Here is a 26,907-nt window from a genome sequence, read left to right on the forward strand (position 1 = left end):
CCCCCGAGCCCGAAGCGACCTGGGAACCCGAACCCACCCCCGAGCCCGAACGGATCGAGGCCGCGACCCCTCAGGCGTACGCCGAGCGGCAAGGACAAGAAGCCGTGCGGCCGATCTTCCACGAACCGGTAGCGGCGGAGCCCGGCGCCGGCCGGTGGCGGTTGCGCAAGCGACCGGCTCGTCCGGCTGCGCTGCGTCAGGAAAGCGTCGACGCGCCGCTCGTCCAGCGGCTCAAGATCGCCGCGGCGCACGCCCAAGAGCTCGAGCATCTGGTTGCGCAGCTTCCCTTCCTAGCCGACCTCGCAGCGATGGCCGACGGCCTCATCAGCGAGATCGACCGGCAGTTCGTATGCGCGATCGCCTCGGTGTCGGTCCGCCGCGAGGACGGCTACCAGGTCGTCGCCCATCGTGGCCTCAGCCGGGTCGAGGCGGGGATGGTCATCCCCGAGACCCAGTCACTCTTCAGCGACGTGCTCAAGACCGGCGAGGGGATCCTCATCCAGCCGATCGACTTGGCTCAGGGGCTCGTTGCCGGCATCGGTGGCGCCCGAACGGAGGCGATGATGGTGGTCCCGGCCCTCGTGAACGATGAGTGCGTGGCGATCGTCGTGGTCGGCGGGGATCAGTTCACCGAGCTCGACCTCGACCACCTGTCCGATCTCGCGGCCGAAGCTGCGCCGGGTCTCGCGGTGGCGCAGTTGCTCGACCGCCTCCGCGGTACGTCCTCGGACTAACTCCTCGGGAGAGGGAACCGCTCGCACCCAGACGCCGGCGCGTTCCGCACGAACGTGACCGCCATCTCTTCTTCGCGCTCGACACGCCAGTCGTCGGACCGACGGAGAAGCTCGGAAAGCGGATCGCTCGTCGGGCGGATGAGCACGTGCGTCGTGCAGGACTGCTCGAGAGACTCCTCCCACCCGGGCAGGCCGGCGATCGTCCGCGCGTAGCGCAGCGTCTGCTCTCTTCCGTACATGTCGACGCGAGTGTCATGATAGACACGGACGTCAGGCCAGGCCGTATCGATCAGGTATCCCGCCCAGAAGTCGTACGCGAACACGCGAACGCCCGGGCGGTTCAATGCCTCCAAGGAGTCGAAGGGGTATTCCTCGGCGTCCACGATGTCCTGAGGACGGTCCGAGCGCGGGAAGTCCGCAGCGACGACCATGACGAGCGCGCCGAGGGTCACGACCAGAGCAACGGCGCCGACCAGGGGGGACGCCTGCGATGCAGGTCTCGGCGGGCGCTCAGGACGCATCGCATCGAGCGCGCCGGGAAGGTAGCGCGCTGCCACCATCCCGAGGACGATGGCGGACACGGCCAGGTTCCGCGCAGCCTGGAGCCCGAGGACGGTGAACGAGAGCGCGAGCGCGAGATCGGTCGGGTCCGGCCGGGTCGGATGCATCGCCAACGCCGCGACGGTGATCAACAGCAGGACCATCCAAAGGATCGTCGTGATCTCGTGGAAGTCGGGCGAGGCCCACTCGGTTACGAGTTGGCTCACGTCCCGCACCAGGCGGAATGCGTGCGCGATGAGTTCCGGCCCTCGCGGATTCGCGAACGTCGCGACCGAACTCGCGAGTGCGACCAGCCCGAGACGTTTCGCCCAGTCCCGGTCTGCCCCCTCCCAACGCGTCGCCGCCTTGAGCGCCTCGGCCACGCATACCACGGCAACGGTTCCCACTCCGAGGATCACCATCCCGTGCAGGTTCGCCCACACCGCCGCCATCGGTACGAACCACCAGATGGAGCGATCGTGCCGATCCAGCAGGCCGAGCAGCACGACGAAGAGAAGGAACGAAAAAAGGTTCGGTCGCTCGGTCCAGTTCGCGCCCCCGGCGTAGGCGACGAGGCCGAACAAGGCCCACGTGCCCATGCCCTCCCCCATGCGCCGATGGATGAGTCGCGCGACGAGCACGTAGACCGCTGTAAGCATGACCGCGGACCAGAAGAAGATCCCCCACAGTCCGAACAGATCGCGCAGCGCGTGGAGGATGACCTCCGAGCCCCACTCCTGGACAACCCACGCCTTTCCCGGGACCGAATACGAATACGGGTCCGCATGCGGGATCGCGTCGGTGGCGAGGATCAGCCGGCCGGTGCGGATATGCCACCACAGGTCCGGGTCGGCGAGCCGCTGGGAAAGCATCTTGGCGGGCACCGAGGCCAGGACCGCGATCGCGACCACGCGCGACGGAGTCAGCCGGCTGGCGGCGCTGTCGTTCATGCAGCTTCCGATGCGGGTGTGAACAGCGGGGGGTCCGCCGGAGCGAGGCGACTTCCGATCGCGAGCATGATCGTCGCGACGAAGGCTACGCCGACCAGGAGAGTGAGTCCCGGAAGCGGATGATGCAAGACGTTGTCCCACGCCCGTCCGATCGACGTGTCGGCGAACGTAGTGGCGAACAGAACCGCGTCCCAGCGGTCCCGGCTCTCGACCGCGCCCCAGGTCATGGTGAGGATCGAGACGGCCCCCAGACCTATCGCGAGCGGGCGGAGTCTCGGGAGCTTCGCGAGCGCGTACGCGCCGAGGACGACGAGGAACGGAACGATCTCGAGCTGGAGGCGATAGCCGAATTGGTTGATCCCCCCTCCCCAGTCGTCCCACTTCGAATAGAAGAGGAGCGTCGCCAGACAGGAGAAGCCGAGGGCCGCCAGACGGAGCTCTGTGTCACCCGACGCCTTGCGGAGCGCAAGGATCCATCCAACGACCCCGAGCGCGAGTACCGGGGAGTAGACGAACAGCCCGCGCCACCAGCCGACGGTTAAGCCGACGAAAGACGTCGGCGCATCGGCGTTGAACCCGATCCCGGTGTGCGAGTACCCGCCCGAGAGCCACGTGCCCCAGATCCATCGGTTCGACACCAGGAACGCGGCCATCGGAACGAACGCGCCCGCGGCGTATGAGACGAGACCCCTTCGGTCCCGCGCGAGGTAGACGAGGGCGATCACGACGAAGGGGATCGCAAGCGTCGGACGTACGAAGGCGGCTGCGCCGAAGCCGGCTCCGGCGATCAACGGCCCTCTCTTCGTGCGAGAGAAGAGACCCGCGATTCCGATACATTCGAGGAAAATGGCGGGACCCTGTTGGAAGAACGCCATCGAGGCAACCGGCCACATCGTGGTGCCGAACGCGAAGGCGATCGCGGCCGCGATCGCCAAGCGCTGCGGGACCAATCGAAGAAGGACGAAGAGAAGAACGACCACCGACGCGGCGACGAACGAGATCCCGACCGCTCCCTGAAGGAGATCCTGCGATGCTCCGGCTCGTACGAGCCAGACGTACAGCGGAGCCGTGATGAGGCTGATCCCAACGCCGTAGATCGTGTACACGTGCCCGTCCCGTTCGACCACTTGGGCTCTCCGCCCGGGGTTCTCCTCGTACCGAGCGATATCGATGTCTCCGTGGAGAACGAACGACCGGGTCTGGAGGCTGTTCAAATCCGTGTCCGTGATCGCTCGCCGCGAGTACGTGATCGCGTAGAAGGCCACGAGCACGCCGAACAGCGCCAAGAATCCGAGCACGCTCCGCCGGCGCAAGCTCTTCACAACCGCGCGGCCGGCTTCTCGGTTTCCTGCCGTCCGCTGACGGGATCGGCCGCGAGCGCCGGCGTCGACCCGAACAGAGGCGTGCCGGTCTGAGCTTGGATGCCCTTCGTGAGCCATGCGAAGAGTGCGCAGACCCCGGCCACTCCACCCAAGCGCAACAAGCTGTTGAGTGGCTGGTCCAGAAAGACGATCCAGGACTGACCCAGCGACGACTCCTCGAGGGTGTCCGCGTACAGGACGCCGTCGAAACCGAACTTGTGGGGGCCGGCCCCGAACGTCATCGTCATGATGGATAAGGCCGCCAGCGGCATGGCGATCGTTCTGACCCGCTCGCTCCGCGACACCGCGTAGGCGGCGAGGACGACGAGCAACGGAACGATGTCGAGCAGGTAGCGGTAGCCGAACTGGTTCAACCCGTTCCACCACGTGCTCCATTTCGAGTAGAAGAGGAATGTCGCGATCGCCGACAACGCGAGGACCACAAGGCGCTGCTCGACGGGACTGCGGAGCCGCCTGAGCGCCATCACCGCCCCGACGAATCCGAGGATGAGCACGGGCGAATAGACGAACATCCCTCGCCACCAGCCGAACGAAAGGCCGAACAGGGCGCTCGGCATCTCGGCATCGAAGGCGATCCCCGAATGCGCGTAGCCGCCCGTCAGCCAACTCCCCCAGATCCACCGGTTCTGGATCAGCATGCCGGCCAGGGGCGCCACGCTTCCTAGCGTGAAATAGCCGACGGGACGCTTGCCGCGCACGAGGTAGTAGAGGCCGACGAATGCGAACGTGATCCCCGTCGTCGGCCTGATGAAGGTCGACGACGCGAACGCGAGCCCGGCCACAGCGGGCGCCCGCGGCTTCTCCGAGAAGAGCGCGATGAGGCCTATCAGTTGGAACATCGCGACCGGGGCATGCTGATACATGGCCATCGACGCCAACGGCCACATCGTCGTGCCGAAACCGAAGACGATCGCTCCGGCGATCGCGAGCCTGCGCTCGACCAGCCGCGACAGGAGCACGTACATAAGGATGATCGCGGCGGCAACGGACGGGATCGCGACGGATGCCTGCAGGAGAGAGGTGGACGCGCCCATGCGCGTGAGCACCGCGAAGATCGGCGCGGCCACCAGGCTGACCCCGACGCCGTAGATGGAGTACAGATGCGACCCGCGCTCACGGGCGAAGTATTCCGTGTCGTTGAAACGCGGATACCGGTCCAGATCGATGTCCCCATGAAGGACAAGGGCACGGGTCTGGAAGCTGTTGAGCTCGGTATCGGTGATCTGACGGAACGTGTACGTGGCCGCAAGGAACCCGACCAGGACGACGAACAGGAGCACGAACGCCGAGCGTGGCCGAACCGCCGGCGCTCTCATCGGAGTGAATCGTATCCGCAGGTCGAGGAGCTGGATGGGAGGACGGCCGACCCATATCGCAGAGGGCCCGAACTCCTACAGACGGGGAAAAACCCGCCGATACACTTACTGATCCTTGGGGGTCGGTGATCGATGGCGCGCACGGTGCGTTCAACTCTTACGCCTACGTCGGCGGCGGGGAAGCTCTTCCTCGCGAGCTTCCTAAGCCTGTTCCTCGAGCTCGCACTCATCCGGTGGATCCCCGGCACCGTCCACATCGTGGGCTTCTTCACCAACCTCGTCCTGATCGGCAGTTTCCTCGGTTTGGGTATCGGCATGGCCCGCCCCGCCCCCGAGGGCGATGCCGCCTGGAGGACGTTCTTCCGACTGGCGGTCGTCGTCGGCGTGCTCGGACTGATCCACGTGCTCAACCCCGAGGTGGCTCTCCCCCAAGGCGGGGATTACGGCCTGAACGAGGCGTTGCTCGACGTGGGCATCTCCATCCCCTTGCCGTTCGTGTTGATCGCGGTGTTCGGGATGGTCGCATGGTCGATGATCCCGCTGGGACAACTCGTGGCCTCGCCGTTCGACAAGCTCGAACGGATTCAGGCCTATTCGATCAACATCGGCGGGAGCCTTGCCGGGGTCGTCGCGTTCTCGATCCTGGCGTGGGCGCAGCTGCCCCCCGAGGTCTGGTTCGCGGTGGGCCTCGGCATCCTGTTCCTGATCGACCGAAGGGTCGGCAATCTGGTCCCTGCGCTCGTCGTCGTCGCGGTCCTTTTCGCGTTGCTCGTGAGCGACACGAACCGGTTCGCCAACGACGTCAAGTGGTCGCCGTATTACAAGGTCATCACGCGACCGGTCGTCGAGGGGGGCACGCTCGACCAGGGATTCGTGATCGACGTAAACGATCAGTTCCTGCTCTCGGGTCTCGATCTACGCCCGGAGGCGTCGCTCGACATGCGCGCGCCACTCAACGTCGCGGCCGACGTCGAGATGCTCAAGTCCTATTACTCGCTCCCCTTCCAGCTACGGCCGGTGAAGCGAGTGCTCGTGCTCGGGGCCGGCGCGGGGAACGACGTCGCGGCTGCTCTGCGCAACGGCGTCGAGCACGTGACGGCGGTCGAGATCGATCCGCTCGTGCTGAGCCTCGGGAAGGCGCACCATCCGGAACGGCCGTACTCCTCCCCCAAGGTCGAGACGGTGCTCAACGACGCCCGCGCCTATCTGAACCGGACGGACGAGAAGTTCGATCTCATCATCTTCGCGACGCTCGACGCCCACGGGCTCCTCTCCGGCGCAGCCAACGTGCGCCTCGACAGCTTCGTATACACGCGCGAAAGCCTCGAGTCCGCGAAGGAGCACCTGACCGACGACGGGCTGCTGGTGCTGTCGTTCGGGCCGTTCCGCGACGACATCCAGCTGCGTCAATACGCCATGGTTCGCTCCTTGTTCGAGCAGGATCCGATCTATCTGAAGCATACGAACCGTCACCGCACGATCGTCGCAGGAGACATCGACGCCCTGTCCCCGGCGGAATTGCCTTCGGAGTGGCGGAGGATCACCGACGACGAGATCGCGCGTGACCTCGAGCGCTTCCCGTACGCGTTGCGCCCGGCGACCGACGACTGGCCGCACCTGTACATCCGCGACAAGCACGTGCCGACGGAGTACCTCGGCGTGTTCGCCGGCATCCTGTTGCTCTCGCTGCTGCTCGTTCGCCGTAGCTTCCGCGGGACGCGCCGGCTCGATGGGCAGTTCTTCTTCCTCGGGGCCGGCTTCCTGCTGATGGAGACGAAGAGCGTCACCGAGTACGCGCTTCTCGTCGGCTCGACGTGGCAGACGAACTCGCTGGTGTTCACCGTCATCTTGACGACCATCCTGGTCGCGAATCTCCTCGTCCTCACGCGCGTGCGCAAGCCACCGATCGGCGCGCTCTACGGTCTCGTGATCGCCACGCTGGCGATGACCTACCTATGGCCGATCTCGCGGTGGGGTCTGGCGCCGGGCATCGGCGCGTACGCCGCGGCGGCGGTCTATCTCGGCGTGCCCATCTTCCTCGCGGCCGTGATCTTCGCTACCGCGTTCCGCAACGTGCGGCTCGGCAGCGAGGCACTCGCCAGCAACCTACTCGGGGCGGTGCTCGGTGGCGTGCTGGAGTACCTGTCGCTCGCGCTCGGCATCCGCGCGCTCAGCCTTCTCGCAGCCACGATGTACCTCGCTGCGTTCGCGTTCTGGGTGAGGCCTCGACGCCCGAGCACTCCGGGCCGCGCTCGATCCGTCGTCCGCTCCGCAGCCCACCCTGGCGGATCGGTAGCTCGCGCCACCCCCACACGCCACGCCGGCGCCGTAAGGATTCGGCGGCGGTGACCCCGGCCAGGCGGGTTGCGCTCTCGTGTGCTACAGCGGCCGTCGCCATCAGCGCGGTCGCGGTACTCGCGACCCTTTCCGTTCGGGACTGGCGGGTCAGCACGCTCGTACGCATGTCGGCCGAGGAGCCGATGGCCCGGCTCGCCCGCGAGACCGATCCCGGCTTCGCGTTCGTCCACTTCGAGGCCCACTACGACGGCGTCTACTTCTACGCGATCGCGAACGACCCGTTCGCCCGCGGAGAAGCGCACCGTCTGATCGATGCCGCTCCGTATCGCTACGGCCACGCCGGCTACGGCTGGCTCGCATGGATCGTGAGCTTCGGACGGGCGAGCGCGGTGCCGGCGGCACTTCTGGGATTGGGCCTCGCGGGCATGGCGATCGCTGCGTACGTGTCGAGCCTCCTCGCGCGCGAACTCGGATGGTCCGGCTGGTGGGGGCTCGTCGTCGGGCTCTCGCCCGGAGCGATCTTCGCGGTCACCGTCGACACCAGCGAGCCGGTCGCGATGGCGGCGACCGCGCTGGCGCTGCTTGCGTGGACGAGACGCCGGTGGGGATGGGCCGGGATCGCGCTCGTCGCGGCGTGCTTGATCAAAGAGCCGCTGCTGCTGGTTGCGGCTGGACTCGGCGTTTGGGAAGCGCTGCGCGTGCTGCGGGGGCAGCGCTCTCCCGACCTGCTGCGGCGAGGGCTCGCGATCGTCGCGGGGCCCGTGAGTTTCGGGGCGTGGGCGATCTATCTGCGAGCCACGTTCGGCGAGTGGCCCTTCAGCCATCCATCGAACGAGTTCCTGGTATTCCCGTTCACGGGATGGGCGGACAGCCTCCGCAAGGCCGCCGATCTGGCCATGGGGTCTTTCGACCAGTCGCAGATCGGAAACGCCGCCGTGGCGTTGCTCCCCGTCACCGGCGCGGCGCTGCTGATCGGCATGGTGCGAGCAGGACGGCTGCGGTCCGAGCTGGATCCGATCTTCCTGCTCTACGCGCTGCTGATCTTCAGCTTGAACTGGCTGGGACTGCTCTACCCGAAGGACCTCATCCGGGAGACGACGATCCCGATGGCCCTCCTCCCGGCGGTGATCGCCTCGGTCCGCCGGTCCGGGCCCGGGGAGGGATAGCCGCCTCAGGCCCCGAACCTACCTCGTACGGATCCGGGGGAGGGCGCTCACGTGCCGAAACGAACCTTCATCGCGGTCGCGCTGATGCTTGCCGCCGTCGCTCCCGCCGCCGCCGACGAGCCGCAGTCGATGAGCGACGCCGACGTGTACGCGAGCGTCGGGGAGACCGAGGTGGTGCTCGGCAACGCGACCGTCGAGCGCCGCTGGCGGCGAGACGCGCTCGTCACCACCGCGGTCGTCGACAAACGTCCCGGCGGCCGGACGTTGGGCGAGCATCCCGATTTCTCGCTGCTGCTCGACGGCCTGTCCGTCGCCAGCGACCGCTTCACGATCGAGGACGTGACGCTGTCGACGCTGTCGCGAGGCGGACTCCGCATGACGTTCTCGCTGACGCTCGCGGGACTCGTCGGATTCGAGCGCGTCGTCGAGGCGTACCCCGGCGTGGCCGGATTCTCGAGCCGCACGACCGTCACGCCGCTGTTGCCGCTCGCCGTCTCCGGCTACACGCTCGACGAGGTCGCGGCGGGAGCGGGCCTCACGCCGACGATCCACGCGTTCAGGGCCGGCGCGGACTGGCGAGACGAAGGGTGGAGCCCGTTCTCGATCGGCGACGCGCACCTGGGGGACTGGCACGTGTCCGAGACCACAGGCGCCGGACAGGCGCTGAACGCGCCGGGCGAATGGCTCTCGGCGTCCGGAGCCGACGGTCGCACCGTGTTCATAGTGATGGAGCGGCACGACTACGCCTCCTCGCGCATGGCCTACGAGGGTGGCACCGCGAGCGCGGTGGTCGACCTATCCCGCGACATCGTCTACACGGGCCCGTTCGAGGAGTCGATCCACGTCGAGAACCCCACTCCCCGGCCGGCCCGTCACCGCGTTCTCGTTCCGGGCCGCACGGTCGAGCTCGAGCGCGCCTTCACCGGCTTCGGCTCCGACCTCGACGACGAGCCGTGGCAGTTCTACCGCTACCTAACCGGCCACCGGCTGATCCCCTATCAGAAGGCGGTCACGTTCAACACGAACCAGGTGGACGACAACGCCATCTCGACCGGCGCCAAGGACGACGTGGACTTCGCACGCTTCGAAAAGCTCGCCGACGCGGCGCGAGAGATGGGTGTCGAGACCTTCATATTCGACGACGGCTGGCAGGCGACGTCGGGCGATTGGTGTCCCGACTCGCCAGACTGTCCCGAGCCGCGCTCGCCGCGGTGGCCACCCCGCTTCCCCGACTCGACCTTCACCGCGGTGCGGCAGGAGCTCGCCGGCGATCCTTCGACCGGCGCCGACGACATGGCGCTTGGACTGTGGATGAATCCGATGGAGTACCACCCGGCCTCGGCCGCGTTCGAGAACAGCCCGAGCTGGGCGTGCCTGCCGGTCGGGCTCGGCACGGGGGTCGTCAACCTCGCGCAGCCCGACGACGGCTCGAACGAGGCCGGGATCGGCGTGTGGAACCCCGAGGCGCTCGGCCTGCACCCCGATACCCGCGCGCCGACGAGGTTGATCGACTATATCGAGGAACGGATCCTCCGCATGATCGAGTCCTACGGCGCGCGCTACTTCAAGTTCGACTTCTTGGTGTGGCTCGACTGTCTCGGCGTGGAGCCGGTCGACATGTACGGCTACCGCGAGTCGTTCATCGCGCTTCTCGACCGGCTGCAGGCCGCACACCCCGAGGTGACGTTCCAGATCGACGAGACCAACGACTACCGCCTGTTCCCGTTCGAGTCGGTCGCGCGGGGGCCGTCGTGGTTCCAGAACGGCGGCCCACCGACGCCGCAGCTGCTGCACAACATCTGGAACCTGGCGCCGTACGTGCCGGGCTTCTCGCTCGGCCAGCATGCACTCGGAAACGCCGCCGAGATCGACGAGCGTGGCATCGACTCACTGATGGCCGCGGCGCTCGGCTCGCACATCACGTTCTGGACCGAGATCGGCGAGCAGCTCAGTCCGGCTGAGCGCGCCCAAGTGAAGCTGTGGACCGATTTTTACAAGGCGAACCGCGAAGGGCTCGCGACGTTCACCTATCCTCTGCTCGCCGACCCGCTGGCTGAGGGCTGGACGGCATTGCAGCCCTGGAACCCGGACACAGGGACGGGCTTCCTGCTCGCGTACCGCCAAGGAGCGACCACGGCCACGCAAACGATCGCGCTGCGGGGTGTGCGCGGCGAGGGTTCGTTCGTCCTGACCGCCCTCGATCCCGCGACCGGAACGCAGTCGGGACTCGGAGCCTTCTCTGCAGACGCGCTGCGAGCAGGGATCGGCGTGAGCATCGCTCAGCCGTACGGCTACGCGATCGTTCAGATAGTGCCGGCGTAGCTCCTACGCGTTCGGATCCACGCCCAGCAGGCGCTCCCGATTCACGGCCGTCCGTCCGCGGATGAGTCCGAGCAGCGCCCCCAGCCACGCGAGCAAGCCCAGGAACCACCCGGCCCCCGACGCCCCCAACAGCGATCCGGAGGATTGGCCGGCCGCCAGCAGGATCAGCGGCAGGGTGATCAAACCCGACGCCTGCTGCGCGGCCGCCGCACTCTTCACCTTCGAAGAAACACGAACGACGAAAGACAGTGCGAGCGCGATGAACGGAGGCACTATCCAGAACATCAAGAGCCACCAATCGGCGGTCGGGAAGAACCACCCACCGACCTGTGGGCCGACGATGATGTTCACGACTAAGGCATAGATGCTGAACCCCACGAGCGTCGTCAAGTAGCCGGGGATGAACGACGCGATCAGCTTGCCGAGGTAGATCTCCCGCTCGTCGGCCGGTGAATGCGCAAGGAACTCGCCGGTGCCCTTCTCTCGCTCGCCGACGATCGCGTTCGCGGCCACCGCCGAGGAGATCGTCAGGGGAACGACCACCGCGAGCGGTGCGAACAGGTAGACGGCCATCGCGAACGAGGCTCGCGCGGCCGGCGTGTTCCCGCGAACCGTATCCTGCACGCTCTGCGGGAGGACATCGAGGGTCTCCCCCACCTTACGGATGATCTCGACGTTCTCCAGACGGGAGATCGTGAACAGCAGCACCGTCGGGATGATCACGAAGAACAGCCCGGCCATGATCATCATCGGGATCCAGAAGTCCCTGCTGTCCCGAAGTTGCTTCAGATCGGTGCGAGCGATCACCCACGCGCGGCGCCAATTCACGATGCGTCCTCCTCGATCTCCGCGCCGCCGATGTCGACCGAGTCCCCGTGCTCGCCGCGCTGAACCGCGAAGTACAGCTCCTCGAGCGTCGGCGTGCGCGGCTGGACCCGCGTGAGACGCACGCCGGCCTTGGCGAGCGCCGCGATGATGTCGGGCACGCGCCCGATCTCGTCCAACTCGACGAGCGCGTGGCCGTTCCGCTCGAAGGACACAACGCCCTTGAGACGCTCGACCTTGGCGAACAGCCGGTCGCGGTCCTCCGCGTCGAGCAATACCTGAGGGGGCCAGTAGCGAGCGGCGAGCTCGGCCGGTGAGCCGGCGACGACGCTGCGGCCGCGTTCCATGATCACGACCTGATCCGCGATCCCTTCAGCCTCGAGCAAGAGGTGGGTGCACATGATGACGGTCTTGCCGGTCGTCGCCATCCAGTCGATGTGCGCGAGCACGGAACGCGCGGCTTCCGGGTCGAGCCCGGCGGTCGGCTCGTCGAGCAGGAGTAGATCCGGATCGTGCAGGACCGCTCGCGCGAGGGCGAGGCGGCTCTTCATCCCCGTCGAGTAGCCGCCCACGCGCAGATCGAGCGCGTTGGAGATGCCGAAGCGCTCGGCCGCTTCAGGGATCCGTCCCTGACCGACGCCGAACAGGTCGGCGGCGTAGCGGAGATTGTCCCGGCCGGTGAGCCGGTCGTAGAGCGCCGGCTTCGCGGAGACCACCCCGCACCGCTGGCGGACCGCTTCGCCCTGTAGGAGCGGATCCATCCCGAAGACCCGAACCGTCCCGTTCTGCGGCCGGAGCGCGCCGGTGATCAGGCGGACGGCGGTGGTCTTCCCGGCCCCGTTGGGGCCCACCAGAACGGCCACGGAGCCCGGAGGGGCGACCAGGGTCAACTCGGCTATGGCGAGAACCCGCCCGAACGAGCGGGCGACGCCTTCTAGCTGGACGACGGGGGTTTCGCTCACGCGCAGACGGGTCCTCGGTTCGGGCCTCCGAGCGTACCATCGGCCTCTTAGGGCGGCCTCTCAAGGGCCGGATCGCCGGAGATTTCGCGTCCTAACGGATCAGCAAGACGCCCTGGAGCGGGATCGGGGTGACTCGATCCGGGTCCGGCTGCATGCGCAGGACGCCCTGACCGCTCACCTCCAGCCGGAAGGTCACGAACTGGGCCTTGGTCTGGTACTGAAGGCCTTGCCCGGCGAACCGGAAGGGGAAGGCGAAAGGCGTGAAGAAGGTGCCCTCGATATCGAGCAGAGCCTGCCCCCCGATGAGGTGCTGGGTCTCACGCTCCGACCACAGGGCAAGGTCCTCGAAGAACCCTGCCTCGGGCGCGATCCACGTGAGACCGCCGCTGCCGGCGCCGAGATCGACGCGACCGTTGTCGACGTACACCATCGTTCGCATCAGGTTCAGCGTCGCGAACGAATCCTTCTCGAAGTTGCCGACCGCCTGGCTCTGCTCGGTATCGCCCTTGCGGAAGTAAACGTAGCCGTCCCACGACCCCGTTGTATCGGCGCAGGAAGAGACGTTCACGCAGAGCTTCCCGGTGCTCGATCCGACGTTCACGGTCCCTTCGAACACGACGTTCGAGGGCGCTTGGAAGATGACTTCGTTCGCGAGGTCGAGCTGGCCGCAGCTCACGTACCAGTTACCAGGAGGTATCACGATGCTCGGCGAGCTCGGTTGGGTCTTGCACGTCGGGAAGTAGGAGTCGGCCGAGGTGAACCCCGCCGGGATCCCGGTCGCTCCGATCGCGTTTCGAAGATTGTCCATGTGCGGAGCCTCGGTCGCTGCGTCCCGGCAAGGAGCGACCGCCACACCGTAGTACGCCGGATAGGAAGACTTGCAGTTGTACCGGTGGTCGATCGGCGCTCGCGTGATGCGATGGCCTGCGATCGGGCGCGGTACCAGCCGGCATCCCGTGACGTCGATGTCCTCGAAGGCTTGGCCCGGGTTCTGACCCGGCATGAGGGCGAAGCTGAAGATGAGCCCGTTGTTCACGTTGCAGTCGAGCTCGCTGACGCCTCCGGCCTGGATCTTGGAATTCTGGGTGCCGAACGCATCGATGGAGAAGTCCTGGGTTGCCTGGGTGCACTTCCGCTCCGTGGGGGTGCCGCCGCTCACCTCCGACGCGCTCGAGTCGACGGTGATGATGCCGGGGAAGTTCCCGACCGGCATGACGAAGACCTTCGCCTGTCCCGAAGCGACCAGGGCCTTACAGCCGGTCGGATCGAGAAGCACGAGCGAAACGAGGCCGTCCAAACTCTTGCCGGCGGTCGCTCGCGCCACGGCCGGCGGCCTGCTCGTGCCCTGCGTGGCATTGAGGACCCCGCCGAACAGGTACGTCCTTGTTCTTTGGACCTCTACGGCGATCCGCTGACAGGGTGAACCGTCGATCGCGACGTCCAGTCGTCCTTGCATGTACGGAGAGCCATCGGGCACAGGATTGATGATCGTCACCTGATACGGCGGAACTTGCACCACGGCGGCTGTCTCGGGCGTCGTGGCGCCACAGAATGGGACAGAGGCGAACGCCGCGCACGCGCTGGCCGGGGTCGGTACATTGCCGAGGCCGCGCGTGTTGGCCACGAAGTACTGATAGGCCGCGACGCATCCTCCGTAGGGATTCCCGCCTCCGACCGGATCGAGGGCCATCGCGCCGGCCATCGCTGCGAAATCCCCCGTCGCCTGACCCGCGCGCGCGTCCGCGCGCAACGCCGCGATGTCGATGACCAGGGCCACGAGGGTGAACATCGCGACCAGCAGGACGGTCACGAGCACGGCACTCGCTCCCCGTTCCTCGCCCAAACGAGCGAAGATCCCGCGCCTGCTCATGACGGCGGCACCGACTCGTAGCGCGCGACCGCCTCCGAGGTGAGCGTGAGATCGGTGCTCCACAGCAAGGCGTCGAATTGCGAGTTGCGCCGCACGACGACCTGGACGCGTCGCTCGTTGCCGTCGCTTCCTCGCCCGTCGTCGAAGCACCACGTCGCCGGCGTGCCCGTAGAGCCGTTCGTGTACACGGCGGCGCCGGCACCAGATTTCTCGCGCTTGCGCGTCTGATCGGTGGACGAGCTGATGGGCGACCCGTACCCGATATAGGCAACGCAGATGTACTGACCCGGCCACGTTTCGGCAAGGTCGCCGGCGGCCGAGGCCATAGCGCGTTGGGCCACCGACTCGAACCAAGAGTTCGGGACGCCCGCGCTCCCCGTCGGAAGCGTGGCGGCGTGGCGGACGCCCTCACGCGCGGCGTCCGTCAGCGCGATCTTCCGCGCGTAGGCCAACCCGCCGGAGAACATCCCGAGCACCACCATCAGCAGCAACGGGGCCAGGAGGGCGAACTCGACCGCAGAGGCCCCTCGCTCGCTACTGAGGAGTCGTTCTCCTCGGCGGCGGCCGGCAAACGTCGCGTGTGGCGTCCGAGCCGACATCGGCACATTCCCCTGCTCTCGAGGACTCGCTTTTCCGCTTCTTCAACGTTCGTCATCCACCGATAGTGACGGCCTTCCCGCTTTCCGTGGGGACTGCCGATCTATCGGACGGGACGAAGCGTCGCGAATCCCCCAGGGTTCGTCGACTCCCGTTGTTCTCTCAACGAAACGACCGAACGCAGCAAGTGTCAATGGCCACACACCAAGTAGTGAGGTTGCCGTGCGTGGCCTTCGCCGCTTCTACCGCTTTATCCTGGTCGGCGGCCTATGGCGACGACGCTCTGCCCGAAGGGCCGGAACCCGATCCGATCGAGGGCCCGGCCGATGGGGACCGCCACCCATTCCGATAGCCGGATCGTCATCCGGGTCAGCCGGGTCCGCCCGAGCAGCCGGATGAAGACGAACCACCCGACGGCACCGATCGGGTTGAAGTAGCGGACCTGGTCCACCTCGATCCCGGCGCGGGACATGACCTGCGATAGCTGCCGGCGCGAATAGCGGCGCACATGGTGATACCGGCGGTCGAGCTTCCCATAGAGAGCTGCGTGCGCGGGGACGAGGATCGCGATCCTCCCGCCCGGTTTCACGAGGTCGCGGATCGAGCGCAACGCGGCCTCGTCGTCCTCGATGTGCTCGAGCACGTTCATCGACACCGCCATGTCGAAGGCCTCGCGTCCGGCCAACGTCTCCACCCGCGAGCGAACGACCTCGACCCCCGGGAGCGCAAGCTTCTCGATGCGATCGGCCAGCCCGCTGTGCGGCTCCACGGCCACCACCTTGGCGGCGCGGGTCGCGAGGAAACGCGTGAAGTTCCCGCTGCCGGCTCCGACCTCCACGACCGATCCGCCGACCGGCTCGAAGGCCGAGAGCACCCACCGCTGATACCGCACGGCGCCGGCCAAGAGCTCCAGATCGAACTGCTCGTCGCGCGAGATCTTCTGATCCACGGGCGGGATTGTACGGGCTGAACGGCGAACCTCGGCGCCGACCGGTGAACCCCTTGTAGGGTCGAACCGTAAGCTCATGCCGAAGGGGGATGGGAGGGTGATGCGCAGACGATGGATCCTTCCGGTGCTCGCTGCCGCGGTCGTGTTCGCGCTCCCGATACTCTCCGCGACCGCTGGTTGCCATGCCTTCTCGTTCACGGAAACCACCTACACGGTCAACGAGCAGGCAGAATCAGTAACCCTCACCGTTGAACGCGACAACAACGTTGCGGACAGCAGCGTTAAATTCCATACGGTCGACGGCACCGCGAAAGCGCCCCAGGACTACAGCCAGGACTCCGGAACGCTCGAATACACGGGCCAGGATCTCCAGAAACAGTTCCAGATCAACATCGTGGACGACGCCTCGGATGAGCAGAACGAAGTCTTCACCGTCGACCTGGACGGTGGAAGTGGCTGCGGCGCCGTGAACTTTCAGTACGACACCGCCACGGTGAGGATCCTCGACAACGACGAGAAGCCGATCGCTCAGCCAACGCCGACGCCTACCCCGACTCCGAAGCCGACACCGACCAAGACGAGCACTCCGACGCCGAAGCCTTCCACGGCGAGCGCATCGCCCTCGCCGACACCGAGCTCACCCAGCCCGACCGCGACCGGCTCGCCCATCGCCGCAGCCGGCCCCGGCGACGGGGGGCTGTCCGGCGGAGCGCTGGCCGGCATCGTGGCCGCAACGGTCGCACTCGGTGGGGTCGCGGCGTTCTGGGTTCGCCGCCGTTTCCTGATCTAACCTTGCTTTTTGGGTCCCCTTCTCCCGTATCCTGAAGGCTCGGGGTCGGGGGCGGGGGTCCTAACGATGCGAACGAATCGACGGATGCTTGTTTTCCTGGCAGCTTCCGTCGCTGCCCTCTCGCTGGTCCCGGCGGGTCCCGCGTGGGCATGCGGCAAGGCTTCGTTCTCACCGCAGAGCTACACCGTCGGCGAGAACGACGGTTCCATCACGCTGACGATCGCCTTGGTTCTGAACAACCCCGAGTCACGCACGCGCACGATCGGTTATCAGACGAAGACGGGAACCGCGAAGAGCGGACAAGACTTCTTCGCTAAGACGGGTTCGGTCACGTTCTCGCCCGGCGACCACTCGAAGACGTTCACCGTCAACATCAAGAACGACTCCACGAACGAGCCCACCGAACGCTTCGAAGTCGAGGTCAAACCCGGGCCGACCAACGGCTGCATCGAGCCCGGCCCCGACGCGACTGTCACGATCCAAGACGACGATCCAAAGCCGAAGCCGTCGCCGACGCGAGACGAAGGATCGGACCCGCCGCCTTCCGATCCCGAGCCCGATCCGTCCACGGGATCCGCTCCGGATCCGGTCGTTGCCGAGCCGTCGGTCACGGCCTCGGCTTCGCCGACACCCTCGCCCACTCCGTCGACATCCGCATCGAGCACCGCGTCACCAGCGGTGTCCGCTTCTGGTTCCTTCGGCAGCGGAGGTGGCCTGTCCGCCTTCGCGCTCGCCGGCATCGCGCTCGGCGCGATCACGATCGGTTCGCTCGCGGTGGCCGGGGTGCGCCGGCGATTCCTGGTTACTCAGCCGCCGAGCTGATCGTCGCCTCGATCTCGCCCTTGCGGGCGTCGAGCTCGTCCGCGAATCGCTCGTCGGCCGCCGACGCCTCGTCGGGATCGATCGCTGCGAAGTCGATCACGCCCATCTCGGCGTAGGCGCGCTGCACCTTCGGGCCCCACAGCCCGATGTCCTTGATCGTAGGCACGATCCTCGTGAACAGAAGCTTGCGGAACTCGACCATGATCGGCGCGTTGTCGACGTATTCTTGGAAGTCCTCGTCCGGGAAGCCGAGCCGCTGCCAAACCTCTGCGGCTTGGAACCGATCGCGCATCAAGAACGAGGCTTCGACGACGAACTCCTCGCGCTCGTCGCGCTCCCTCTGCGTGAGCTGCGGATAATAGTCCTTGAGCGAGAGGCGGCCGAACGCGACGTGCCGCGCCTCGTCCTGCATCACGTACGCGTTGACCGCGCTCGCCAGCGGGTTCGCCGAGAAGTCGCGGATCAAGCCGAACGCGGCGAGTGCGAGCCCCTCGATCAGCACCTGCATACCGAGATAGGTGAAGTCCCACCGCGAGTCGCGGATGACTTGCTCGAGCATCTCCTTGAGCGGATCGGTGATCGGGTACGCGAGCTCGAACTTCTCGTGCAGGAGCCGCGAGTACACCTCGACGTGCCGGGCCTCGTCGATCACTTGCGTCGCTGCGTAGAACTTCGAGTCGAGGTCCGGCACGGTCTCGACGATCTTCGCGGCGCAGATCAGCGCGCCCTGCTCGCCGTGAAGGAACTGAGAGATCTGCCAGGCCTGGCCGTGGTGGCGGAGCTCAACGCGTTCCTTCGATGTCATCTTGTTCCACAGATCGGTCCCGTAGATGCCGAGGTACTCGTCCGCGAGCTCCATCGGGTTCTCGGGATCGAGATCCTGCGACCAATCGATCCGGACCTCGGCATCCCACTGCTTCTGCTTTCCCTTCGAATACAACGTGATGAGACGGTCGCGCATCTCGTCGTACTCCCAGTTGAAGACGGTCTCGAAAGAACCGTTGACCGCCCACCCCGTCTGCTCCACCGGAAGCGTGTAGATGCGCCGCGTCGTCATGGGGCCCTCCCGCCGTGATCCTCAACGGATGATACCCCGCCTCCGTCGTGGACCTCCTCATATCCCCTGCGCCCAGCCTCTCTCAACGCTTTCGCTACGGCGCGCCCTTCTTTCGTGATCCGCCGACCGCTCGCGGAAACGAAGTCCGTAAGTCCCTTGGCGTCGAGGTCCCTCAGCGTTCGGAAGAACCCACCTTGATCGGCCAGGAACGCCGAGCCCGGCGCGTGCCAATAGCCCGTTGGCGTCGACGCCGCGTCGATGAGGAACTCACAGGCGAGCTCGCTCAAGTCCAAAGCGTCGAGATCGACGTCCGCTTCCGGTTGCCGTCGTCCCGCGCTCGTAACCGGAGCCCGTTCTTCGAACTCGATGATCACGTGCTCGGGGAGCGGCACCAAGAGAGCGACCATGCGTCCGCGTCTACTCACGACGAACGCCTTCCCGTCGCGTTCCACCTCGTCGATCAACTCTCCAGTCGAGCGCGAGAGCTCGCGGATCGCCACACACCTCGCGGCCGAGGTCACATCCACCATTTCGTTCCTCCTCGTGTGTCTCCGAAGGATGTCTGACAACACGACGTCGTTCTGTCAGACAACGGCGGAGAGTACATGGCCCCACCGACACGGATGAGTATTCCGCGGAGCCGGTTGAGGGCATTGCTACGATGAGCCGGTTCCGCTCGACCGGGAGGACTCACGCATGCCTGCGGTAGAAGCGCGCGGTCTTGCGAAGCGCTACGGCGACTTCGAGGCCGTGCGCGGGATCGACTTCAGCGCCGAGGAGCGCACGTGCTCCGGCTTCCTCGGCCCGAACGGGGCCGGGAAGACGACGACGATGCGCATGATCTCGTGCATCTCGCCGCCGAGCGCGGGCACGCTGGAGGTCCTCGGCATGTCGGTCACGGAGCGCCAGCGCGAGATCAAGGCACGCATGGGCATCGTCCCCCAGGAGAACAACCTGGACGACGAGGTCTCGGTTATCGAGAACCTCCTGATCTACGCGCGCTACTTCGGGATCCGGGCGCGTCAGGCGGAGCCTCGCGCGACCGAGCTGCTCGAGTTCGTCCAGCTCTCCGACAAGCGCGACTGGAAGATCCCGCGACTTTCGGGAGGGATGAAGCGGCGGCTGCTGATCGCGCGGGCTCTCATGAACGAGCCGGAGATCCTCATCCTCGACGAGCCGACGACGGGACTAGACCCCCAGGCGCGACACCTCGTGTGGGAGAAGCTCCGGACGCTCAAGCGCGGCGGCGTTACGTTGATGCTCACGACGCACTACATGGAAGAGGCCGCGCAGCTCTGCGATCGGGTCGTCATCATGCACGAGGGAAAGATCCTCGTGCAGGGATCCCCGCGCGAGCTGGTCGCCGCGCACACGACCCGGCAGGTCGTCGAGGTGTTCGAGCCGCCCGAGGAGATCCACGCCGCGCTGACCTCGCTCGACAGTCTCGCGGCGCACGTGGAGCGGCTCGCCGACCGCTGGATCTTCTACACCGACGACGGCGACGAGATGCTGGGCAAGGTGCGAACGCTCGCGATCGATCCCGGAGCGGTTTGGCTGCGCGGCGGCACCCTCGAGGACGTCTTCCTCGCGCTCACCGGAAGGAGGCTCGTGGAATGACGGTGGCCCACGTCTCGCTCGGTCACGCGTGGGGGTACTGGCTGCGGAACTGGGCGATCTTCAAGCACACCTACCGGCTCAGCCTCCTCGCCTGGTTCATCGAGCCCGTCATCTATCTGGTCGCGATGGGCTTCGGACTCGGCGAGTATCTGGAGCGCGTTCAAGGCGTCGAGTACATCGATTTCATCGCGCCCGGACTCGTGGCGCTGTCGGTGATGTACGGCGCGACGTTCGAGACCACGTGGAACACGTACTTCAAGATGGAGCGCGCGCGCATCTACGACGCGGCCGTCTCCGCACCCCTCAGCGCCGAGGATGTCGCGCTCGGCGAGTCGTTGTGGGGAGCGACGCGCGCGGCCATCTACGGCGGTGCCTTCATCGTCATCGCGCTGCCGTTCGGCGTCTTCCATTCCTGGTGGGGGCTCGCGGCACCGGTCGCGCTCGCGCTGGTCGGGCTGATGTTCGCGGTCCTCGGGCTGACGTTCACGTACTGGATCTCGGTGGTCGACTATCTCTCGTATTACTGGACGCTCTTCCTCACGCCGATGTTCATGTTCTCCGGCATCTTCTTCCCGCTCGACCGTCTGCCGGGGTGGGTGCAAGCGCTCTCCTGGTGCATGCCGCTTCGACACGCGGTCGACCTCATGCGGGCGCTGCTGGTCGACGGCGATCCCGGCGCCGCTGCGGGCGCGGCGGCGTGGATCATCGTGCTGACGGGAGGGCTGTTCATCCTTCCGCTCAACCTGCTGCGCCGGCGCCTCGTGCAGTAGATCGACCGCCGGGCTAGGTCATCGGTCAGGGCCGCAGCGGATGCGCGGGGTCCATCCGCCCGAGCGGCGACGGGACCCCCCGCCGCTCCAGGACGCGGATCGCGAGCGGCTCCAACAGACCCACAAGCTCCTCGGCCCTGTCCGCCCCGAGCGCGGCGAACGGAGCGACGGCGGTCCGGTCGGTGTCGTGCTCGATCATCCCGCGGAACTTCCCGCCCGCGTCGGTGAGCATCCCGTCCGTGTCGATGAAGTGGCGCTCCCGGAGCGTTTCCTCCGCGCGCCGCAGGGACGGCTCGTCCCACGCTCGCGTCATGAAGAAGGCCTCGCGCCGGCGATCGGTGAGCCCCATGTACCCGCAATGGAGGTAGAGGGCTTCGACCGGGCCGACGCCGTGCCCGACGAGGACGGCGACGTGGCCGTCGCCGCGGAACTCCCGGAGCACGTTCGCCGCGTAGAACAGAGCGGCGAAGGGGTCCTCCGGCCAGGATTTGGCGGCGTGCGGGGCGGCGATCGGACGACCCTCGGGCGGGCACGCCTCGACGGCCGGACGAAACAGCTCGAGGGCGCGGCCGAGATCCGGGAGGTCGTCTCCCTCGGCCAGCAGGCGCCGAAGCGTGCGCTCGGCACCCCGCAGCCGGGCCGCGTAGACGTCCTCCGCGGGAGCGATCGACCAGTCCACGCTCTTTCGTACGAGCTCCGGGTTGAAGTTGTAGAAGGTTGCAGTGACCAGGTCGGCGGATACTTCGCCCATCGCCGCCGATCGGGAGCAGAAATAGGCGCTCCAGCCATCCACGAGGCCGAGTTTCCCGTATTCCTCGAAGGCGTCCGCGCTGAAGAAGTTCATGGAAACCAGGGGCTCGAGCACCGAGAGGAAGCGCCGGGCGTACGGGGTGGTCATGCCCCGGACGATAGCGGACGAACCGCGCGCCGGGCCAAGACGACGGAGGCCGGAAGAAATGCCAGGTCGCCGGCGTTGGAACCGTTGCGTTGTGTTACCGGCGCCTCATGCGGGAAGGATGGCTTGGATGAGGAGGATCGAGCAGACCGAACGGATCGCGACGGACTACTCCTGGCAAGAGCGCGGCTCCTGCCGGGGAGTCGACTCTGAGCTGTTCTTCCCGGCCTCTGAGGACGAGGCGATGCCAGGGAAGGCGATCTGCGCGACCTGCCCCGTCCGGCTCGCTTGCCTGGCTTTCGCGCTCGAGCGCAATGAACGCTTCGGCATCTGGGGTGGTCTGACCGAGCGCGAGCGCGGCCGGCTCTCCCCGACCGCCCGCGAGCAGATCGTCCGCGAAGCCACCGCCGCGGCTTAACCCCTAAACTGGCGCCCGCATGAGCGGGCCCATCGTCATCGTCGGAGCGAGCCTCACCGGAGGCACCGCTGCCGCAACGCTCCGAGAGCAAGGTTTCGACGGTCCCCTCTATCTCATCGGCGCCGAGCCGCGGGCGCCGTACGAGCGGCCGCCGCTCTCGAAGGAGTATCTCCGCGGCGAGAAGCCCTTCGAGAAGTCCCTCGTGCGGCCGGCCGAGTGGTGGGAAGCCAACGGCGTCGAGACCCGCTTCGGCGCGACCGTCGAACGGGTCGACACCGCCGCTCGCGAGGTCGTCCTCGTCGGCGGCGAACGGATCGGCTACGACAAGGTTCTGATCGCCACCGGTGTTCGCAACCGGAAGCTCGATGCTCCGGGGGTCGAGCTGGAAGGCGTGCACTCGCTGCGAACCGTCGAGGACTCCGACCGGATGCGGGCCGACGCCGAACGCGCGAAGCGGGCCGTGGTCGTCGGGATGGGGTTCATCGGCGCCGAAGTGGCGGCGTCACTCCGCACCCTCGGCCTGGATGTGACGGCGGTCGAGCCGACCCCGACGCCGCTCCATCGCGTTCTCGGCTCCGAGGTCGGAGGCGCCATCGGCGCGTTGCACGCGGATCACGGTGTGCACATGCGTTTCGAGGACACCGTCGTAGCTCTGGAGGGCTCGACCCGGGTTGAGACGGCCGTCACCAAGTCCGGCGCACGGCTCCCGTGCGACATCGTCGTCGTCGGCGTCGGCGTCGAGCCGGTCACCGATCCGGTCGCCGGCACCGACATCGAGCTGGACAACGGCATCGCCGTCGACGAGCGCTGCCGCACGAACGTCGAGGGCGTCTACGCGGCCGGCGACATCGCGAATCACTTCCACCCGCTGTACGGCCGCCGCATGCGCGTGGAGCACTGGCAGAACGCCATGCGCCACGGCGCGCACGCCGCGAAAAGCATGCTGGGATCCGAGGAGCCGTACGTCGAGGTGCACTGGTTCTGGTCCGATCAGTACGACGCCAACATCCAGTACGCCGGCCACCACCGCGAATGGGACTCGCTCGTGATCCGAGGCTCGATCCCCGACCGTTCCTTCCTGGCCTTCTACGTCAAGGACGGCCTCGTCGACGGGATCGCCGCGCTCAACCGCGGCAAGGAGCTGCGCCGCGCGATGGGGATCATCAGGGCCCGGAAGGCGGTCGAGGAGTCCGCGCTCCGCGACGAGTCCGTCGACCTCAAGACCCTCGGCGCGTAACGCGGGCCTTAGAACTCCTTGTCCGCCGTGCCGGTCTCGGTCTTCGACGAAGTCGAGCAAGCATTGCCCGCCCGGTCGGTCGCGGTGGCAGACGGCGTCCAGCTCATGTTCCCGTTGCCCCCGGCCGTGGTCGCCGCGCCGCTCTGCGTTCCGAGCGTGATCGTGATGGAATTGCCCGACATCACCATCGTCGAAGGCGTGCCGGTGGCGCCGAAGGTGCGGTTCGAGGACGTGTAGTCCCCCCGGCGGAGATCAACCGAGCCCAGGGGCAGCTGCGCCGCGTTCGAGGAGTTGTAGATCCTGACCGAGTCGCTCCCCAGCCCGAGGAGCCCGTCGTCGTTCAGGCGCACCACGACGCTGGTCGACAGCCCGTCCCAACCCGACAGGATCGAGTTCGGGTCGATCGGCTCGCTGAACGTGAACGTGATCGCGTCTCCGATATCGGCACGACCCACGATGGAACCGCCGTTCGCGGTCTGGATGTCGGACGCTGCCGGGACGGTGTTGTCGACCACGACAGAGAATCCCGCCTGAGTCTTCGAGTTACCCTCGACGTCGGTCATCGTTACCGTGTACCCGTACGTCCCCTCGCTCAACGTACCGTTCGCAGTCAGCGAGGCGCTGCGCCGGTTGTAGCTCACGCCCTCGACGCTGAAGGACCCGGATGCGAGCGCCACCGCGGTCTGGCCGGTGTCGATCGTGGACACGTCGGCGGTAGCGGTGGAAACGCCGCTCGCGGGGTTTCCACCGTCGGTGATGTTCGCGTAGACGTAGTAAGTGGCACCCTGCTTGATGTAGCCGGCAGAGTACCCGACGGTTTTCGCAACAACGGACTCCGAGGCGGTCGGCGCCTCCCAGTCGGCCTTGGTCGAGAACGTGTTTCCCGTGACGGGACTCGAGTCGCTGAAGAACGCGAACGCCACTCCTGCCGAAAGGCACACCAGAAGCAGCACGAGAAGGATCGCGGCCCGGCGCACGGGTCAGCCTCCCGGATCGCTCCCCAGACCCGGCGTACCCCGTACGAGCTGGTAGGTCGTTGTGGACCAGCCGAAGTCGGTCGAGTCCGACCGGCGGCGGCGGAGTCCGGCACCGACCCGCCGGCTGCGACTCTTCCGGCCCTGGCGATCGATCACCAGACCCACGATCGGAATCAAGATGAGTGCCACGCCGCCAAGAGGTGTTCGCGCATAGCGGATCACGTGGCCGGCCAACGGCACGACGTACTCGACGCGGTGTATCCGCGCGCTGACGACCACACTCTCTGGATCCGGATCGGCATTCGCGTCGCCCTTGGTCGTAAGAGCAACCTGTCCGACCTCGTCGCTGAGGGCGACGACCCGATGGGTGACGGTCTCGCTTTCGCCCCGACGTCGAAAGCTGACCACATCTCCGACCGAGACCGCCTTCGCCTCGACGGCTCTCGTCAGCGCGACCGAGCCGATGGGGAGCGTGCGCCCCATGCTTCCACTGGCCACGATCAGGGACTCGAAGCCGAACAGGGTCGGGACGAATGAAAGCGCGAGGAGGAAGGTCGCGATCGAAGCGGCGGCCCACGCGACCAGGCCGAGACCCCAGCCCATCCACTTGCGCATTGCCTCTCCCCCCTAGCGGTCTCGATGTAGCACCCTGGTGGGCTCGCCATACCGCGAGCCCATCAGGGAGTTCTTACGGGTTGTTGCTCGTCTGCTCGGCGGCGAACGTGAAGGTCGCCGTGGTGGAAAGCCCTTGCAATCCGGTGCCGGCGCCGGACGGGAGCCGCACCTGGAAGCAGAGGATCTCACTGGTGCTGGCGTCGAGCGTCCGGTCGCCCGCCTGGCTGCCCTGCGCGGCGCTCCCGATCGCGCCGGCCGTCAGCGTGCTGTCGTAGAGCGACGTCCCGTCGGCGCCGTAGCCGGCGGTCGTGCAGGTCGTCACTCCGGACTTGATCTGCAATTCGAGCCCGTCCGAGAGCACGGTGCTTCCCGAGATCCCCGTGGACATCGCGTAGCGGAGCTGCAACGTCCCGGCGTTCGAGACGGTAAGCGGCGCGGTGACCGTGTCCCCGGGAGCCATCGCCGAGAACGTCACGAGCGCGGACGTCGGCGACGTTGAGATGTCTACCGATCCGGTCGTGAAGGTGTTGGCGGCCACGTCTTGCGAGTCGGTCCAGACCGCCTGCGTGATCGCCCAAGGAGCACCGGCGAGAACGCCTGCGACGAGCAACAGGATGAAGAAGTTTCGGCGGTTCATGAGCTTTGCCCCTTTTCTAACAAGCAACCCGAGTGAACAACGATTCAGTCCTCGGTTGTCGCTTACCGGTTCTTTAGTTACTGATGGTGCGACCTTCGCAGGCCCCTCGTTCGGCGCATTCGCTCGTTCGGGCCACGGAAAGTGGGCGGAAACGGCCGCGGGAGGGCTGTGAGGCCCGCGCTATACTCCGCGGACCCGTTCCGGGGTGGCGCAATTGGCAGCGCGGCGGACTGTTAATCCGTAGGTTGCGGGTTCGAGTCCCGCCCCCGGAGCCACCGACTACCTGGGTTTTCGCAGGTCACGCCCTTACCCGACCTCCGACCAACCTCTCCTAGCGCACCCTAGATCGCCCTAGAAATTCGTAGCGACAAGGTCCAAACGAGGTCCACCTCGATGGCTATCCTGGGCGGATTTCCTTCCATGTGGAACCGGAACCTCCTGAGCCAGATGCGGGGTCGATCGACGGTCTACTCGGTCTGATCGGGCGACAGCGCGATCTCATCATCGCGGTCGGTACCGGCGGCCCCGGAATCAAAACCGTCGACGACCAGTACCAAGACCGCCGACGACGCATCGCCGCTGGGCTGGCTCGCCTCGGACTCCCGGAGCCTTTCCCATGGCGCAGCTTGTGGGACTGGTACGGGTTCTATTCCGCAAACCTAGCCACGTATCAGGAACGACGGGAGCACATCCGCGAGCTCGCCGATACCGTGCTTCAGGAACTCGAACGACGCCAGACGCAAGCGACGGTCGCCGACTGGGGACAGAGCCAGGAGCCAACGTGGGACTCCCTCGAAGCGCGTCTCACCGGGCTAAAGACCGAGCTCGACGCGGCTGCGTCTCAGGACGACCTTCAGGACGTGGGTCGCCGTGCGCGCGAGACCATCATCGATGCCGCAAACCTTGTCTTCGAAGACTCCATGGTTCCGGCCGGGCAAGACGTTCCACCTGCTGGGGACGCGAAGAACCGCATCGGTTATTACATCGCGGCACGAATGACCGGACCAGCACACGCCGAACTCCGCTCGGTCGTAAAGAAGACGCTGGAATTGGCGCACAAGGTGACCCATTCGTCAGGCATCACACGGGTCGATGCCTTCGCCGCAGCGCAGGCGACCGTGCTTGTTGTCCGCACGCTCCAAGAGATCCAGCGCGATTGAC

Annotated in this window: 25 protein-coding genes and 1 tRNA gene; 12 read left to right on the forward strand and 14 right to left on the reverse strand. The window is 66.7% G+C overall.

Features of this window, described 5'->3' with window-relative positions; translation table 11 throughout:
• On the forward strand, window positions 1–734 hold a 734-nt coding region (locus tag WEB06_08885), incomplete at its 5' end, for a GAF domain-containing protein (GenBank protein MEX2555734.1).
• Here the strand turns inward: WEB06_08885 and WEB06_08890 are convergent.
• Genes WEB06_08890 through WEB06_08900 form a run of 3 tightly spaced genes read right to left on the reverse strand, consistent with a single transcriptional unit; the run spans window position 731 to window position 4,922 of the window.
• Entirely contained in the window at window positions 731–2,224 is a 1,494-nt protein-coding gene (locus tag WEB06_08890; protein ID MEX2555735.1) for a hypothetical protein, read from the reverse strand. The two genes, WEB06_08885 and WEB06_08890, sit on opposite strands and share 4 nt — an antisense overlap.
• On the reverse strand, window positions 2,221–3,546 hold the full coding sequence (locus WEB06_08895) for a hypothetical protein (protein MEX2555736.1): 1,326 nt from the start codon (window positions 3,544–3,546) through the stop codon (window positions 2,221–2,223). Before WEB06_08895 ends, WEB06_08890 begins: the two co-directional genes overlap by 4 nt.
• Complete coding sequence (locus tag WEB06_08900; protein MEX2555737.1) at window positions 3,543–4,922, reverse strand: hypothetical protein; 1,380 nt, start codon at window positions 4,920–4,922, stop codon at window positions 3,543–3,545. The genes WEB06_08895 and WEB06_08900 overlap by 4 nt, the downstream gene beginning before the upstream one ends.
• 132 nt (window positions 4,923–5,054) lie before the next feature.
• Between WEB06_08900 and WEB06_08905 the strand changes: the two genes are divergently transcribed.
• From WEB06_08905 to WEB06_08915, 3 genes are read left to right on the forward strand one after another with little or no spacing between them, the layout of a single operon-like run.
• Window positions 5,055–7,271: a methyltransferase domain-containing protein gene (locus tag WEB06_08905; protein MEX2555738.1), complete on the forward strand. Its 2,217-nt coding sequence runs from the start codon at window positions 5,055–5,057 to the stop codon at window positions 7,269–7,271.
• Window positions 7,268–8,386, forward strand: a complete 1,119-nt coding sequence (locus WEB06_08910) for a hypothetical protein (GenBank protein MEX2555739.1) — start codon at window positions 7,268–7,270, stop codon at window positions 8,384–8,386. Before WEB06_08905 ends, WEB06_08910 begins: the two co-directional genes overlap by 4 nt.
• Window positions 8,387–8,437: 51 nt before the next feature.
• Window positions 8,438–10,708 carry a hypothetical protein gene (locus WEB06_08915; protein MEX2555740.1) on the forward strand — a complete coding sequence of 757 codons (2,271 nt, stop codon included), beginning with the start codon at window positions 8,438–8,440 and terminating at the stop codon, window positions 10,706–10,708.
• 3 nt (window positions 10,709–10,711) lie between these two features.
• Here the strand turns inward: WEB06_08915 and WEB06_08920 are convergent, their stop codons facing one another.
• The 5 genes from WEB06_08920 to WEB06_08940 all read right to left on the reverse strand — a co-directional run bounded on the left by WEB06_08920 (window position 10,712) and on the right by WEB06_08940 (window position 15,911).
• A complete protein-coding gene (locus WEB06_08920) occupies window positions 10,712–11,536 on the reverse strand; it encodes an ABC transporter permease subunit (protein MEX2555741.1) in 825 nt (274 codons plus the stop codon).
• Complete coding sequence (locus WEB06_08925) at window positions 11,533–12,495, reverse strand: ABC transporter ATP-binding protein (protein MEX2555742.1); 963 nt, start codon at window positions 12,493–12,495, stop codon at window positions 11,533–11,535. The genes WEB06_08920 and WEB06_08925 overlap by 4 nt, the downstream gene beginning before the upstream one ends.
• A gap of 91 nt (window positions 12,496–12,586) precedes the next feature.
• Complete coding sequence (locus WEB06_08930; GenBank protein ID MEX2555743.1) at window positions 12,587–14,365, reverse strand: Tad domain-containing protein; 1,779 nt, start codon at window positions 14,363–14,365, stop codon at window positions 12,587–12,589.
• Window positions 14,362–14,964 (reverse strand): TadE/TadG family type IV pilus assembly protein, encoded by a 603-nt coding sequence (locus WEB06_08935; protein MEX2555744.1) that lies wholly within the window; start codon window positions 14,962–14,964, stop codon window positions 14,362–14,364. The genes WEB06_08930 and WEB06_08935 overlap by 4 nt, the downstream gene beginning before the upstream one ends.
• A 248-nt stretch (window positions 14,965–15,212) precedes the next feature.
• On the reverse strand, window positions 15,213–15,911 hold the full coding sequence (locus WEB06_08940) for a class I SAM-dependent methyltransferase (protein MEX2555745.1): 699 nt from the start codon (window positions 15,909–15,911) through the stop codon (window positions 15,213–15,215).
• Window positions 15,912–16,011: 100 nt separating this feature from the next.
• Here WEB06_08940 and WEB06_08945 point away from each other — a divergent pair, with 100 nt between their 5' ends.
• Window positions 16,012–16,701 (forward strand): Calx-beta domain-containing protein, encoded by a 690-nt coding sequence (locus WEB06_08945; GenBank protein MEX2555746.1) that lies wholly within the window; start codon window positions 16,012–16,014, stop codon window positions 16,699–16,701.
• An 84-nt stretch (window positions 16,702–16,785) separates the two neighbouring features.
• Entirely contained in the window at window positions 16,786–17,523 is a 738-nt protein-coding gene (locus WEB06_08950) for a Calx-beta domain-containing protein (GenBank protein ID MEX2555747.1), read from the forward strand.
• Here the strand turns inward: WEB06_08950 and WEB06_08955 are convergent.
• Together WEB06_08955 and WEB06_08960 are read right to left on the reverse strand one after the other, a co-directional pair.
• On the reverse strand, window positions 17,504–18,580 hold the full coding sequence (locus tag WEB06_08955; protein MEX2555748.1) for a ferritin-like domain-containing protein: 1,077 nt from the start codon (window positions 18,578–18,580) through the stop codon (window positions 17,504–17,506). The genes WEB06_08950 and WEB06_08955 overlap by 20 nt on opposite strands.
• Entirely contained in the window at window positions 18,577–19,107 is a 531-nt protein-coding gene (locus WEB06_08960; protein MEX2555749.1) for a type II toxin-antitoxin system prevent-host-death family antitoxin, read from the reverse strand. The genes WEB06_08955 and WEB06_08960 overlap by 4 nt, the downstream gene beginning before the upstream one ends.
• 169 nt (window positions 19,108–19,276) lie before the next feature.
• On the opposite strand from WEB06_08960, the gene WEB06_08965 reads away from it, so the two are divergent.
• Window positions 19,277–20,197: an ABC transporter ATP-binding protein gene (locus WEB06_08965; GenBank protein ID MEX2555750.1), complete on the forward strand. Its 921-nt coding sequence runs from the start codon at window positions 19,277–19,279 to the stop codon at window positions 20,195–20,197.
• Window positions 20,194–20,967 (forward strand): ABC transporter permease, encoded by a 774-nt coding sequence (locus WEB06_08970; protein ID MEX2555751.1) that lies wholly within the window; start codon window positions 20,194–20,196, stop codon window positions 20,965–20,967. The genes WEB06_08965 and WEB06_08970 overlap by 4 nt, the downstream gene beginning before the upstream one ends.
• Window positions 20,968–20,992: 25 nt before the next feature.
• Here the strand turns inward: WEB06_08970 and WEB06_08975 are convergent, their stop codons facing one another.
• A complete protein-coding gene (locus WEB06_08975) occupies window positions 20,993–21,865 on the reverse strand; it encodes a hypothetical protein (protein MEX2555752.1) in 873 nt (290 codons plus the stop codon).
• 127 nt (window positions 21,866–21,992) lie between these two features.
• On the opposite strand from WEB06_08975, the gene WEB06_08980 reads away from it, so the two are divergent.
• On the forward strand, window positions 21,993–22,280 hold the full coding sequence (locus WEB06_08980; GenBank protein MEX2555753.1) for a WhiB family transcriptional regulator: 288 nt from the start codon (window positions 21,993–21,995) through the stop codon (window positions 22,278–22,280).
• Window positions 22,281–22,299: 19 nt separating this feature from the next.
• A complete protein-coding gene (locus WEB06_08985; GenBank protein ID MEX2555754.1) occupies window positions 22,300–23,517 on the forward strand; it encodes an FAD-dependent oxidoreductase in 1,218 nt (405 codons plus the stop codon).
• Window positions 23,518–23,525: 8 nt separating this feature from the next.
• Here WEB06_08985 and WEB06_08990 read toward each other — a convergent pair whose 3' ends face one another.
• The 3 genes from WEB06_08990 to WEB06_09000 all read right to left on the reverse strand — a co-directional run bounded on the left by WEB06_08990 (window position 23,526) and on the right by WEB06_09000 (window position 25,746).
• Window positions 23,526–24,494, reverse strand: coding sequence for a hypothetical protein (locus tag WEB06_08990; GenBank protein MEX2555755.1), 969 nt, complete (start codon window positions 24,492–24,494; stop codon window positions 23,526–23,528).
• A 3-nt stretch (window positions 24,495–24,497) separates the two neighbouring features.
• Window positions 24,498–25,109 carry a signal peptidase I gene (locus tag WEB06_08995; GenBank protein ID MEX2555756.1) on the reverse strand — a complete coding sequence of 204 codons (612 nt, stop codon included), beginning with the start codon at window positions 25,107–25,109 and terminating at the stop codon, window positions 24,498–24,500.
• Between the two features lie 73 nt (window positions 25,110–25,182).
• On the reverse strand, window positions 25,183–25,746 hold the full coding sequence (locus WEB06_09000) for a TasA family protein (protein ID MEX2555757.1): 564 nt from the start codon (window positions 25,744–25,746) through the stop codon (window positions 25,183–25,185).
• Window positions 25,747–25,945: 199 nt separating this feature from the next.
• Here WEB06_09000 and WEB06_09005 point away from each other — a divergent pair.
• Together WEB06_09005 and WEB06_09010 are read left to right on the forward strand one after the other, a co-directional pair.
• A tRNA-Asn gene (locus tag WEB06_09005) sits at window positions 25,946–26,021 on the forward strand.
• A gap of 147 nt (window positions 26,022–26,168) precedes the next feature.
• Window positions 26,169–26,906, forward strand: coding sequence for a hypothetical protein (locus WEB06_09010; protein MEX2555758.1), 738 nt, complete (start codon window positions 26,169–26,171; stop codon window positions 26,904–26,906).
• Window position 26,907: the final 1 nt, after the last annotated feature.

The organism is Actinomycetota bacterium (assembly GCA_040905475.1).
In the GTDB taxonomy this organism is placed as follows: domain Bacteria; phylum Actinomycetota; class AC-67; order AC-67; family AC-67; genus DATFGK01.